The sequence below is a fragment of the Micromonospora sp. NBC_01405 genome, from assembly GCF_045040155.1.
In the GTDB taxonomy this organism is placed as follows: Bacteria; Actinomycetota; Actinomycetes; order Mycobacteriales; family Micromonosporaceae; genus Micromonospora.
The window spans coordinates 5,073,887-5,086,361 of the sequence record NZ_CP109532.1 but is presented as its reverse complement, the minus strand read 5'-3'; the positions used below and the strand labels follow the sequence as shown (position 1 = coordinate 5,086,361).

Below are 12,475 nucleotides of genomic sequence, written 5' to 3'. Positions count from 1 at the left end.
CAAGGGTGGACAGAGGCAGTAATACGAATTACGGGCTCCGGCGGTCTTGACCCGGGGTTCCCGTTGATCCAACACTCAGCGCACCCCCCGGCAACGCAAGGAGCCGAAATGCCTGATCACGCCCTGTCCCGACGTGGCCTTCTCCGGGCAGCAGGCCTCGCCGGTCTGGCCGGCGCCGGCCTCGCCGCCCTCAGCCCCCCGGCTCACGCCCGGCCGAGGACCCGACGGCTCGGCGGTATCGCTCTTGTCCCGCTCGACGACCGGCCCTACACCTGGTACGCCCCGCAACAGATCGCCACCGGCGCCGGCTACGACACCCTGTTGCCGCCACGGAAGACCCTGGGCCGGCACTTCACCCCCGGCGACGGTCGCGCCGTCGGCCGGTGGCTCACCTCGTCCACCACGTCGGCGGACGCGCTGGTCGTCGCCCTACCGATGCTCGCCTACGGTGGGCTGCTCAACTCCCGCAACAGCTCCGTACCAGAGGCCGAGGTTCTCGCCCGGCTGGCGGCGGTACGGACCGTCCGACGGCGCCGCCCGCACCGGCGGCTCTACGCCTTCGACACCATCATGCGGCTCACCCCCGAGGGGCCGTGGCGCAACGAGCTGCGGGCCTGGGCGACGGTGAAGGACGAGGTCGACAACCTCGCAATGGTGGAGAAGCGTCCTCAGCTCGACGCGCTGGAGTCCCAGATCCCGGCCGACGTGCGAAGCGACTATCTGTCCACCCGGGCCCGGAATCACCGGGTCAACCTGACGATGATCGAATGGGCTGCCGAGGGGATCTTCGACTTCCTCGTGGTGGGCCAGGACGACGCCACCGGCAACGGCCTGCACCGACCGGAGTCCCAGGCACTCGCCGCCCGCATCGCCGAGCTGGGCGTCGGTGACCGGGTGGTGATCTACCCGGGTGCCGACGTGGTGGCCGCCCTACTCATCGCCAAGATCGCCATCAGCGACGCCGGCGTGCGTCCGAAGGTGAGCATCGAGTATTCCCGGGTGCCGGGTGACGCCTGGACCGCGCCCTTCCAGAACATCCCGTACGCCCAGCTCGTCCGGGGCTACATCGACATCCTCGGCGGGACGGTCGTGGACCAGCCGGAGCAGTCCGACCTGGTCCTGATGGCCAACACAGGTGGCAGTTCCGCGTCGGTGGCGCCTTTCGCCGACCGTCTGGTGGCCCACGTCCGGGCCGGCCGCCCCGTGGCCCTCGGCGACGACGCGATCGCCGGACACTCCGACCGGCGACTGCTGTCCCTGCTCAACGGCCGAATCCGGTACGTCGAGCTGGCCGGCTACTCCGGCTGGAACGTCGGGATCAGCCTCGCCCAGGCGATGTCCCGCTGGGCGCTGCGGCAACGATCGGCATGTGGTGACCTGCCACCCGGCGCGCGGGCCACCGCCGGTGAGCCGGTGCTGGCCGCACGACGGGCGCTCCTGCACGACGCGGCCCGAGCCAGCATCGAACTGTCCGTCTCGGAGCTGGTGCAGACCGACTCGTACCGCAACAACGTCCGCACCGCCACCACCGCCTACGCCTCCTCGCTGGGCGAGCCGGACCCGCAGATCATCAAGACCTACTTCTCCGAGATCAACACGTACGCGGTCGACAACACCACCCCGTACGCGGAGAAGCTGTTCGCCGACGAGTTCGCCGGGGCCACGCTCGCCCTCGGCAGCGATGGACGATCGCCGGTGACGGCCCGCGTGGACCGACTCGACGCCTGGAACATCCACCTACCCTGGGACCGTACCGGCGAGATAGCCGCTGAGCCCCGGATCGCCCTGACCTCGAATCGGGGGCACCGGTGAGGGCGCGGGCAGCGGCACTGGTGGCCGCGCTCATCGTCGGCGTCGCGGCACCGATCCCGGCCGCTCCGGCCGTCGCCTCCACCCCCGTCCCGCTCGTCGACAGCTACTTCGACTGGATCCTGGCGTCGTACGACGGGGTACGCAACGGGTTGCGCCGGGACATCGAACACATCTACGCCAACCAGTTCACGGTAGCCGGCCGGCCATGCTCCCCGGCGAGTCCGTGCACCGTCGGCGGACCGCAGCAGAGCACCGCCGCCTGCACCAGCCTCCAGTTCATCTCGGTCTACCTCGACCAGCGGGCCGCGTACGAGCAGCGGTCGCTGTCGAGCGTGGAGACCGGAATCATCGACGAGTTCGCCAACGCGGTACTCGCCCACCGACTGACCAAGAACCCGAACGCCCCGAAGATCTTCGACGATGCGGTGGCCAGTACCCCGGACGGTGCGATCCGCTACTTCACCTCGTTCGGCAACGCGGCGTGTGGCGAGGCTCTGCTGGCCGCCCACCAGGCGACCGGCACCTCCGGATACCTCGACGCGGCCACCGGCATCGGCGAGTTCCTGCTCCGTATGCAGGACCCGCGCGCCTACTACCTGTCCTACGGCATCCATCCGTTCGTCGACGCACTCGACCAGCCCACCACCCCGCCGGGCGGCTACGTGGACCAGATCTCCAGTTGGAGCAACCTCTACTCGACGATCTCCATCTGGAATCTCACGGCGATCGCGTTCATGCAGCGGTTGGAGACAGCCGTGGCACCGCTGGACAACAGGTACGGCCAGTCGGCCGCCACCGCCCGGCAGTTCCTCAGCACGGGCCTCCAAGCCGGTGCGGACTGGTACACCTTCGACTTCGACTCCCCCACCACCAGCCAGAACCGGGTGGTCGCGCAGAGCGCGTACAGCGCGGACTGCCGTGACAACCGGTGGCACCGCAAGGGATCCTGCACCTACACCAACGGCCAGATCGCCGGCGGAACCCTGGGCACCGACATGATCGAGTACGGACTGGCCGGGCTCTACGACCACGAACGCCAGCTCAACGGCGTCAGTTCCGCGGCTGCCGCCGTAGCGACCCTCTACACCACCTACACCAGCCTCCCGGGCTGGCACACCGCCTCGGCCAACGACCCGCTCGACTGTGTCGACGACACCGCGTCCGGAGCCGTGGACCCGTACTACCCACCGGACAACCAGGGGGCGACGCCGTCGGGTGACGCGTGGGACTACGACTCGCACCTGTCCTTCGGCGGCTTCTTCCGCCTCACCTCGCCCAACATGAACGCCGAGGCGAAGTACTACGACATCGTCGGCTTCGGCGTCCTCGCCGAGGTGCGCAAGGAGCTGGTACCGGCCAAGTTCACGGCGGGCTACCAACGGTTGCAGCAGGCGGACCGGCAGGACGCGCTCTACGCCCTGCTCGACCGCTCACTGGTCGCGATGTTCCTGCCCACCCGGGACACCAACGACCTCGACGGTGACAGCGACACCACCGAATACCTGTGCAAGGGCACCCGGGGCACTCTCCCGATCGCCCACAACGGGCTCGGCATCCTCAAGGCGGTCGGATACGCCGGCACCCGGTGACCGCGCCACCGACCGGCGCCCTTCACCGCCCATCACCGAACGAGAGAGAACCGATGCGTCGCACCAGACGACTCATACCTCGCACCCTCAGCATCATCACCACAACCGCGGTCACCCTCACCGTCGCGGTCGCCCTCCCGGGCACTCCGGCCGCAGCCGCCCGAACGCCCGCCAACCTGGGTCAGCTCGCCGTCGTACCCCTGGACGACCGGCCGTTCACCGCGTACACGCCGGTCGCGGTCGCCGAGGCCGGCGGGCACCAGGCACTGACACCACCGAAGAACCTGCTCGGCGAGTACTTCACCTATGGTCAGGCCGACGCGGTCGGCGCCTGGTGGCGGAAGGCCGCCGCCGGCGCGGACGGCTCGGTCGTCGCGGCCCCGATGCTCGCCTACGGCGGACTCGTCGCCTCCCGATCCTGCGACACCAGCCTGGCCGACGCGCGGCGGCGGCTCACCGTGCTGGACGAGGTGAAGCGGAAGAACCCCGACAAGCCCCTCTACGCGTTCGACGTGATCATGCGCCTCACCATCGAGCCGACCAGCAGCTATCCCGGCATGTACTCCGGGCCGATCCGGCGCTGGGCGATTCTGATGGACCAGGTGGAGAACCTCGGGCAGGAGGAGCACCGGGCCGAGTACGAGCAGGTCACCAAGGAGATCCCCGAGGAGATCAGGGCGGACTTCAGCTGTGCCCGGGCTCGGGACCACCAGATCAACCGGGACATGATCGAACGGGTCGCGAACGGCACCGTCGACTACCTGATCCTCGGCCAGGACGACGCCACCGAGTACGGCCCGCACCGCCTGGAGAAGGCGGGCCTGGCCGCGCTCGCGGCGAAACTCGGGGTCCAGGACCGGGTCAAGATCTACCCGGGCGCGGACATCGTCGGCGCGCTGCTGGTGGCCAAGCACATCACCAAACGGCTCGGCGAATCCCCGACGGTCGACGTCGAGTGGTCCCGTACCCCTGGCGACCAGTGGGTCGCGCCCTACCAGGACGTCCCCTACGCCACCCTGGTCGACGAATACGTGCGCACCCTCGGTGCCCGCCCCTCGGACCGGCCCGACGCCGACATCCTGTTGATGGCGAACACGGCCGGGGGCGGAGACCTGGAACCCTTCGCCGACCAGATCCACGACGCGGTGGCTCGGGGCCGCCTCGTCGCGGTCGGCGACGACGCGGTGGCCGGGAAGGTGGACAGCGAGCTACGTTCGCTGCTCGCCCCCCGGATTCGGTTCGGGGAACTGGCCGGCTGGTCCGGTTGGAACATCGGTCTGTCGATCTCCCAGTCGGTGGTCCGCGCGGCGCTGTTGCAGGCGAGCCGGAGCGGACGCCTGCCGGGTTTCCCGGGCAAGTCGAAGGGGCTTCCCTTCCAGAACGCACGCCAGGCCATCCTGCTGGGCGCCGCCACCGCACACGTCGAGTTGACGTTGCAGGAGCTGGCCCACACCGATGTCTACCGAAACGAGGTGCTCAGCCAGGTCCAGGCGTACGCCCGGGACAACGGCGACGATCCGCAGCACATGACGAAGGTGTTCGCGGGCGCCAACCAGATCGCGGTGGAACGGACCAGGCTGCTGGCCGACCAGCTCTTCGCCGACGAGTTCGCCGGCACCCCGATCCGAGCCGGCAACAACGGCTGGTACGAGGTGAGCGCGGTCGTGCACCGGCTGAAGTCCTGGGAGATGACGCTGGCCTGGTCGCGCTACCAGGAGCTGGAGGCTTTCCCCACTCTCGTCCTGAGCACCGCCCCCACCGACCGCAGCGCGCTGCTCACCGTCTCGGCCCTGCCCGTGCGAACCACGGTTCGGCCGGACTCGGACGTGGACGCCCGGATCACCGCGGTGCTCCGTAACGACGTCGGCATACCGGTGACGGCAAAGCTCGGTGCCGTCGTCCCGCAGGGCTGGGTCAGCCCGGCCCCGGTCGAGGTACGGCTCGCCCCGTTCGCGGTGGTGCAGGTTCCGTTGACCGTGGGGGTCCGACAGCTCGGGGCCGAGCAGAGCGCCACCGTCACGGTCGACGCCCCGCACGGTGTGCTGCCGAGCTGGTTCCGCCCGTTCACCGCGAGCGCCACCACGACCGTCAGCGCGGTGTGGCGCAACGTGGCGCTGGCGTCCGAGGGCGCCACGGCCACCGCGTCGGGCTGGTGGCAGAAGTACGTGCCAGCGCACGTGATCGACGGCAACCAGGTCAGCGCCGGTAGTCGCTGGATCACCGACCCGGCCGGCAGCCACTGGCTCCAGGTGGGGTTCGCCGACCCGGAGCTGATCGACACCGTGCAGCTCCACCAGTACGGCGGGTACGAGCTGACCGCGTACCGGATCTCGGGCCTCGTCGACGGGGTCTGGCAGGTGCTCAGCGAGATCACCGGAAACACGACCCAGGTCACCACGCACACGTTCACGCCGGTCCGCGCAACCGCGGTCCGCCTCGACGTGCTCCGCAGCCGGGACAGCCGGGCGCGGCTCTACGAGATCGAGGTGACCTGCCGGGCCGCCTCCTGCGGCTGACCGTCCGCCCCACCGGGCCCGCGGACCAACGTCAACACCACCGCTCGACCCAGGTCCGGTTACCGGATGGCTCTCCACCCGGTGACCGGACCGGCGGGCGGTCTGCGGGTCCGCGACGCTCCGGGTGCGGGTAGGGCCGGCGGCTGTTCCTCGCCGGCCCTACCCGTCCAGCTCGGCGGCCTGCTTCGGGTGCCGGGCCCGCCACTGCCCAGGCAGGTCGGCTGTCACCAGGCGTCGCCGGGGCGGCCCGTTTCGCGCCGGCCCCGGCGGGTACGCGCCCCAGACGAGGAAAGGGGCACCCAGAGATGGCCGGCATCATGCTACGCAGCACCGCGTTCAACGATCATGACCAGTTGCCCGGACGCTTCGCCCGTGGCGACGCGAACGTCTCGCCGCCGTTGCAGTGGGCCGACGTGCCCGACTCGGCGCAGGAGCTGGTGCTGCTCGTCGAGGACCCCGATGCCGGCCGGGAGCCGTTCGTGCACTGGCTGGTCACGGGGATCACGCCGGAAAGCGGCGGGGTGGCCGAGGGCGCGGTGCCCGACGGGGGGCGGGAGTGGCCGAACGGATTCGGCGCGGCCGGCTGGGGTGGCCCGCGCCCGCCGCAGGGCGAGGAGGCCCACCGCTACTTCTTCCGCCTGTACGCGCTGGACCGGCCGCTGGAGCTGCCCGCCGAGCCCTCCGCCGGGGAGGTGCACCGGGCGTTGGCCGGCCGGGAGCTGGCAAGCGGCACCATGGTCGGCACCTTCCGCCGCTGACCGAGCGCCGGCTGTGCGGGCCGGCAGCCGGGTGCCCCGGGCGTCGGGCCCGGGGTCAGCCCTTGATCCGGGGGACGAGCCGGTGCACGACTGCGAGCAACAGCGCCGCGACGATGGCCATGGTGCCGGCGATGCCGGCGGCGCTGCCCGCGTAGCCGACGAAGAGCGACCGGCGGCCCAGCTCGTCGGGGTCCAGCCGGGGCAGGTCGACCAGCCAGGACAGGGCCAGCGCCGAGCTGACCACGGCCAGTGCGCCGGCCAGGCCGAGCACGATGGCGGCGACGCGGTGGGCGTCGGCCGGTTCCACCTGGGCCTGTTCCCGCTGGGTGACCAGCAGCATCAGCCCGGCCAGCGCCGCCCAGGCCCCGACCACCAGGAACGCCGCCATGGCGTCGCTCGGGCGGTGCCAGCCCGCGGAGAGGGTGGCCACCCCGGCGACGGCCGCGTACCCGACGCCGACGAACGCGCCGAGCACCCGCACGTTACGCGGGAGGACCAGGATCAGCGCCAGGGCCACCGAGGCGGCCACGGCGGTGTGCCCGCTGGGCAGGCTGTTGCCGGCTACGGCCCGTTCGGGGTCGATGCCGTACTCGGGACGGACCAGGAAGTGCTTGAGCAGTTGGGTGGTCACGTTCGCCCCGGCGATCAGCAGGGTGGCCGTGATGGCCAGTGCGACCCGACGCCGGATCAGCGCGATGAAGCCGATCACCGCGGTCGCCACCAGCAGCGACAGGGCGGACATGGTGTTGAGGATGCGGTCCACCGGTGAGGCGATGGTGTCCTGGCCGATCCGGTTGCCGGTCAGCGCCACCGTGTCGACCCACTGGCCGAGCTCGGTGTGCAGGGCTGCGCGCCACACCACGACGAAGGCGGCTGTCTGGGCCAGGGCCAGTATGACCAACCAGACTGCCGTCCAACCTCTCGCCGTCGCACGCACCCGCACACCGTAGCGGCACGCCCGGGAGCGTCTCCCGGTGGCCCGCCGACACTATGGCGCTAGTTTGGGGCGGACCGACAGGAGGTTGCCGGTGACCGTCACACCCGAGCCTGGAGGGCCGTCCACCCGCGAGCCGCGCCCCGCCGGCCAGCCGGAGTCGCTCGCGGACCTGCTCGGCGGCCGGCAGGGCGCGGTCGACGCCACGCTGCCGCCGGTGGCTTTCGCGGTCGGCTGGCTGTCCACCGGTCACTCACTGGTCGGCGGGGTGGCCGCCGCGGTGCTGGCCGGGACGGCGGTGGCGGGCTGGCGGCTGCGCCGGGGGGACCGGCCTCGCTCGGTGCTGGTCGGCCTGCTCGCGGTGTGCGTGGCCGCGCTGATCGCGTTGCGCACCGGGCGGGCCACCGACTTCTTCCTCATCCAACTGCTGTCCAACGCGGCCAGCATGCTGGCCTGGGTCGTCAGCATCGTGGTCCGCTGGCCGCTGCTGGGCGCCGTGGTGGGGGTGGTGCTGCGCCAGCGGGGGCGGTGGCGGCGCGACCCGGCGCTGCTGCGGGCGTACTCGCGGGGAAGCTGGGTGTGGGCGGCCACGTACGTGCTGCGGCTGGCGGTCTTCGTGCCGCTCTACCTCGGCGGCCAGGTGGTGGCGCTGGTGGTGGCGCGGGTCGCGCTGACCTGGCCGCTGGTGGCGGCGGCGCTGGCGGTGAGCTGGCTGGTGATCCGCCGGTCGCTGCCGGCGGGGCATCCGGGGGTGCGGCACCCGGTCACCGTGCCCGGCCCCGCTGCCAGGGAGGCGGAGGCGGGCGGGGCCGACAGGTGAGGGCCGGGGCCCGGACGTGAAGGGAGAGGCCGCCACGGGGGGAGCGGCCTCTCCGGTGACGTACGTTACTCCGTCGACGACCGTCGCGTGATCCCTCGACGGCCGATTTTCGCGGCGCTTTTCGCGGCAACTTCGGTTTCGGGCGGTGGGACGGGCCGGCCGGTCCGCTGCGTCGACCGGACGGACGGCCCGTCCCGGCCTGACCGTGGAAGTCAGGCCGTCCGCCGACCGGGCTCATAGTTCCCCCTGGCCCGGCCGGGCTCCGGGTGGGCGGGCCGCGCCGCCCACCCGGAGGACCTGGGTCACCCGTTCGGGAACAGGTTCCCGTAGTCGGCGTACGCCATGGCGACGTCGGCCTGGGCCCAGAACCGGTGGTAGTTGAACGTCGGCTCCGCGCCGCCGTTCAGGTACGCCTGCACCTTCGGCCAGTCGGGGTCGTTCTTGTAGAACGACCGGATGTCGAGGAAGCTCTTGCCGGCGGCGATGGCGTCGCCGTTGGGCATCTTCCCGGTCCAGCCCGGCGGGACGTAGAGGCCCTGGCCGTCGGCGGCGTTGTAGACGTCGTCGAAGCGCTTGTAGTCGCCGCGCTTCTCCGGCATCGAGACGCCCTTGGCGTCGCTGGCCGCGTACAGCGCGTCGAGCAGGCCCTTGGCGGTGGTCTTGGCCGCCGCGTTGCCGGACTTCGCCGCGTACGCGATCAGGGTCCGGGCGTAGGCGGCGGCGACGCCGACGTCCTGGCCCTTGACGGTGACCTCGACGTGCAGGTTGGTGTTGGGCTGCGGGCTGGCCGGGTTCCAGTTGGTGGGCTGGCCGGTCCACTTCATGTCCGACGGAATCGACCAGTTGGCGCCCACCGTGGTGTTGGCGATCGCCCACGGCACCCACTTGTCCAGCAGGGCCTTGGCCTTGGCGTTGCCGGTCTCCAGGTACAGCTCGGCGATCCGCTGCATCGACCACGCCTGCATGCCGAACCACTGGTTCGACGGCGGGTCGTTGTAGACCGGGTCGACGTCGTAGAACATGCCGTAGAAGGTGGCGGTGCCGGCCGGCGGGGTGCCGTAGTTGCCGTCCCAGCTGTTGGTGGCGCCGCCGGCGATGCCGCCCTCGGCGGACTGGAGCCAGGTGTAGAACTCCAACTGCCGGTCGAGGCTCTTCTGCCAGTCCGCGACGGCGGTCGGGGACTGCGGCTTGAGCTCGGCCACGTTGGTCAGCGCCCAGGCCGCGAACGGGTTCTGGTAGCCGAAGTGGTTGTGGCTGGAGCCGATCCGCCACGACCAGTTCTGGTTGGCCTCGTACGCGCCGCCCCAGGCGTAGTACCAGGACATCAGGTAGTGCGCCGAGTCCTTGCCGGTGCCGGCCGGGCAGGCGCTGGCGCCGACGCAGTTGCCGATCTTCTTGAAGTACTTGTCGAACATCGCGTACCGCAGGTAGTCACCCATCTTCGCGGCCTTGGCCACGGTGGCGGCGACGTCGGCCTGCTTGCCCTGCGCCTTGGCCCAGGTCAGGGCCCAGTACGCGGCCTGCACGGCGCGGGCGTCCGCGTCGGGGGCGTTGGTGTACTTCCACTGCTTGGCGGGGGCGTTGGCCTCCTTGACGAACAGGTCGAGGTAGCCGTACTGGCCGCCGTGCTTGAACGTGTCGCAGGACGGCTGCGGCACGGTCTCCCACACCGACTCCTGGGTGCCCCGCTGGAAGGTGTTGATGTACGCCGGCCTGGTGGTGCCGTCGCCGCAGCGGCCGAAGCCGTAGGTGTTGTCGACGTCCAGCAGCCAGTGCATGCCGTAGATGTCGCCGGTGCCGTAGGTGCTCTGCAGCTCCGAGCGCAGCGGGTCCGCACCGACCGGGACGTTCGGCTGGAGCTGCGACGGGTACTGGTTGGGCAGCGGCCACTCCGCGGCGTACTGCGGGGTGCCCGCGGCGCCGGCGGTCGCCTGGTCTGCGTGCGACGGGATGATGTACTTCTCCATCACCGTCCAGGAGTTGTTGAACGGGGCCCAGTTCTGGGTGACCCGGCCGTACTGGGCCTCCAGCCACAGCCAGAAGCTGAACGCCTCGGACGTGGTCTCGTGGCCGTGGTCGGGCGCCTCGACGATCAGCGTCTCGATCGAGTGGTAGGGCACGCCCTCGGCGCTGAAGTAGCCCGAGTTCTTGATCTTGCCGTACTGGTCGAGGAAGCGCTTGATGTAGGCGTTGTCCCCGCCGGGGGTGTCGTTGTCGATCTCCGTGGCGGTGACGGCCAGGGGGGCGATGCCGGTGCCGGAGGCGGTGACGGTGGCCGTGCCCCCGACGGTGTCGGCGTCCTCCGCCGCGGCCACGGTGACGGTTGCGCCGGTGTTCCAGTTGGCGGGCGTCAAAGTGACCGAGGCCGGCGTGACGGTGATGTCGGCGTCGCCGGTGCGGGCGAGCGTCACCGGCACGTTGGCCGTCGGCGCCGCGCTGAGCTTGAGGTTGAACGTGGCGGTGCCGCCCTCGCTCACGCTGACGGCGGACGGGGTGGCCACCAACCTCGGGCCGGAGGCCGCGGTGACGGTGAACGCCTTCTCGTCGACGGCGATGCCGTTGGCGTTGTCGTAGGCCTTGGCCTGGACGGTGTAGCTGCCGGCCGGCAGGTCCTCCAGGGTGTAGCCGTACGGGGCGGTGGTGTCGGTGTTGACCAGCAGGCCGTTGCGGTAGAACTCGACCTTGCTGATCGTCCCGTCCGGGTCGCTGGCGGTGGCGGTCAGCGGCACGTCCGCCGGGGCCTCGAACGGGCCGGCCGGAACGCCCAGGGACACCGTCGGCGGCTTGTTGGCGGGGGTGCCGTTGCAGGTGACGCCGTTGAGGGTGAACGCGGTGGGCTTCGGGTTGCTGCCGGAGTAGCTGCCGTTGAAGCCGATGGTCGTCGACGCCCCGGTGCCGAGGCTGCCGTTGTACGACTCGTTGGTCGCGGTCACCTCGCTGCCGGTCTGGCTGTACTTCGCCGACCAGCCCTGGGTCACCTTCTGGCTGCTGTTGGGGAACGTCCACTTGAGCGCCCAGCCGTTGATGGCGTCGCCCAGGTTCTTGATGGTGACGTTGGCGGTGAAGCCGCTGCCCCAGTCGTTGGTGGCGTAGACCACGTCGCAGGCCGGGGCGGCCTGCGCGGCGCCGGCCGGCAGGGCGACCCCGCCGACGGCCAACGTGGCGGCGGCGAGCATCGCCGTCCGGCGACGTCTTGCCATGAGTCTCATGTGCGCGGTGTCTCCTCGGACCAGGCCGGGGCACGGGGCCCCGGCGGGAGCGCCTCCACGTGCGGGTCGCACGGGGGGACGGAGGTGCTCGGGATGGTGGTCGATCCGGCCCGGCCGGGTTCGGGACGGGACGTCGGCGCTGGCAGACAGCGGCCGTACGTCCTGTCGGGTGCCGTCCGGTGACCGGATGCCCTCGGCGACCCACGCTCACGCGAGCTGGCTCCTCGTCGCGGTAGGTCGACAGTGTGGCATGGAAGCGCTCCCACAACAAGGAGTCGCCAGGGAGAAGCAGGCAGATGTTTCGATCTCGTTTTGGGTCTTTCACAAACCCGTGACGGGCGTTACAGTCGCTTCATCCCCGATGGGAGCGCTTCCATCGATGGAGATCCACCGAAGATGTTGCCCGGGGTCGTCGTGCCCGCGACGTTCCCGGGACACTGCCCGAAGGCTGACGGCGGGCCAGCCCGGACGCCGCCGCCAGCCACCACCCACCGGCAATGGAGGGAGGTGGAACCAGAGCCACTCGCGTGGCCCGGCTCCCGCGCGACACGCACGGCAGGACGCCAATTCCACTCGTGCGTGTTTGCATCGAAGGTGGGGACGGGGGTTGCCCTCCCCCGTCCCCACACTAAACCCCCCGCCACGATGGGAAAAGAGGCCGACGGGTCAGGCGTGCCACGCCGCCCGGCCGGCCTCGCTCGCTATCGGCCCACACCCGCGCGCCCCGACCGTCGCCCGCAGCGCCCCACTTGGCGCGTCCGCGCGACCGGCCGCGCGCCAAACCATTCCGCACAGCAGAGCCGACCCGGCGCAGTGGGGTCGGCCGCCCCCGCCTGC

At 71.1% G+C, this 12,475-nt stretch carries 7 protein-coding genes; 5 read left to right on the top strand and 2 right to left on the bottom strand.

Annotation, left to right across the window (positions count from 1 at the left end; all coding sequences use genetic code 11):
• The first annotated feature begins 108 nt into the window (after positions 1-108).
• From OG559_RS22290 to OG559_RS22275, 4 genes are all read left to right on the top strand, one after another.
• Positions 109-1,812: a DUF4127 family protein gene (locus tag OG559_RS22290; RefSeq protein WP_405106589.1), complete on the top strand. Its 1,704-nt coding sequence runs from the start codon at positions 109-111 to the stop codon at positions 1,810-1,812.
• Complete coding sequence (locus OG559_RS22285) at positions 1,809-3,401, top strand: hypothetical protein (protein ID WP_405106588.1); 1,593 nt, start codon at positions 1,809-1,811, stop codon at positions 3,399-3,401. Before OG559_RS22290 ends, OG559_RS22285 begins: the two co-directional genes overlap by 4 nt.
• A 53-nt stretch (positions 3,402-3,454) precedes the next feature.
• On the top strand, positions 3,455-5,917 hold the full coding sequence (locus tag OG559_RS22280; protein ID WP_405106586.1) for a DUF4127 family protein: 2,463 nt from the start codon (positions 3,455-3,457) through the stop codon (positions 5,915-5,917).
• A 305-nt stretch (positions 5,918-6,222) separates the two neighbouring features.
• On the top strand, positions 6,223-6,675 hold the full coding sequence (locus OG559_RS22275) for a YbhB/YbcL family Raf kinase inhibitor-like protein (RefSeq protein ID WP_405106584.1): 453 nt from the start codon (positions 6,223-6,225) through the stop codon (positions 6,673-6,675).
• 55 nt (positions 6,676-6,730) lie between these two features.
• On the opposite strand, the gene OG559_RS22270 is transcribed toward OG559_RS22275, so the two are convergent.
• A complete protein-coding gene (locus OG559_RS22270; RefSeq protein ID WP_405106582.1) occupies positions 6,731-7,618 on the bottom strand; it encodes a phosphatase PAP2 family protein in 888 nt (295 codons plus the stop codon).
• Between the two features lie 85 nt (positions 7,619-7,703).
• Here OG559_RS22270 and OG559_RS22265 point away from each other — a divergent pair, with 85 nt between their 5' ends.
• Positions 7,704-8,429 (top strand): DUF3159 domain-containing protein, encoded by a 726-nt coding sequence (locus OG559_RS22265; RefSeq protein WP_405106580.1) that lies wholly within the window; start codon positions 7,704-7,706, stop codon positions 8,427-8,429.
• 302 nt (positions 8,430-8,731) lie between these two features.
• Here the strand turns inward: OG559_RS22265 and OG559_RS22260 are convergent, their stop codons facing one another.
• Positions 8,732-11,629, bottom strand: coding sequence for a glycoside hydrolase family 48 protein (locus tag OG559_RS22260; RefSeq protein WP_405106578.1), 2,898 nt, complete (start codon positions 11,627-11,629; stop codon positions 8,732-8,734).
• Positions 11,630-12,475 lie beyond the last annotated feature (846 nt).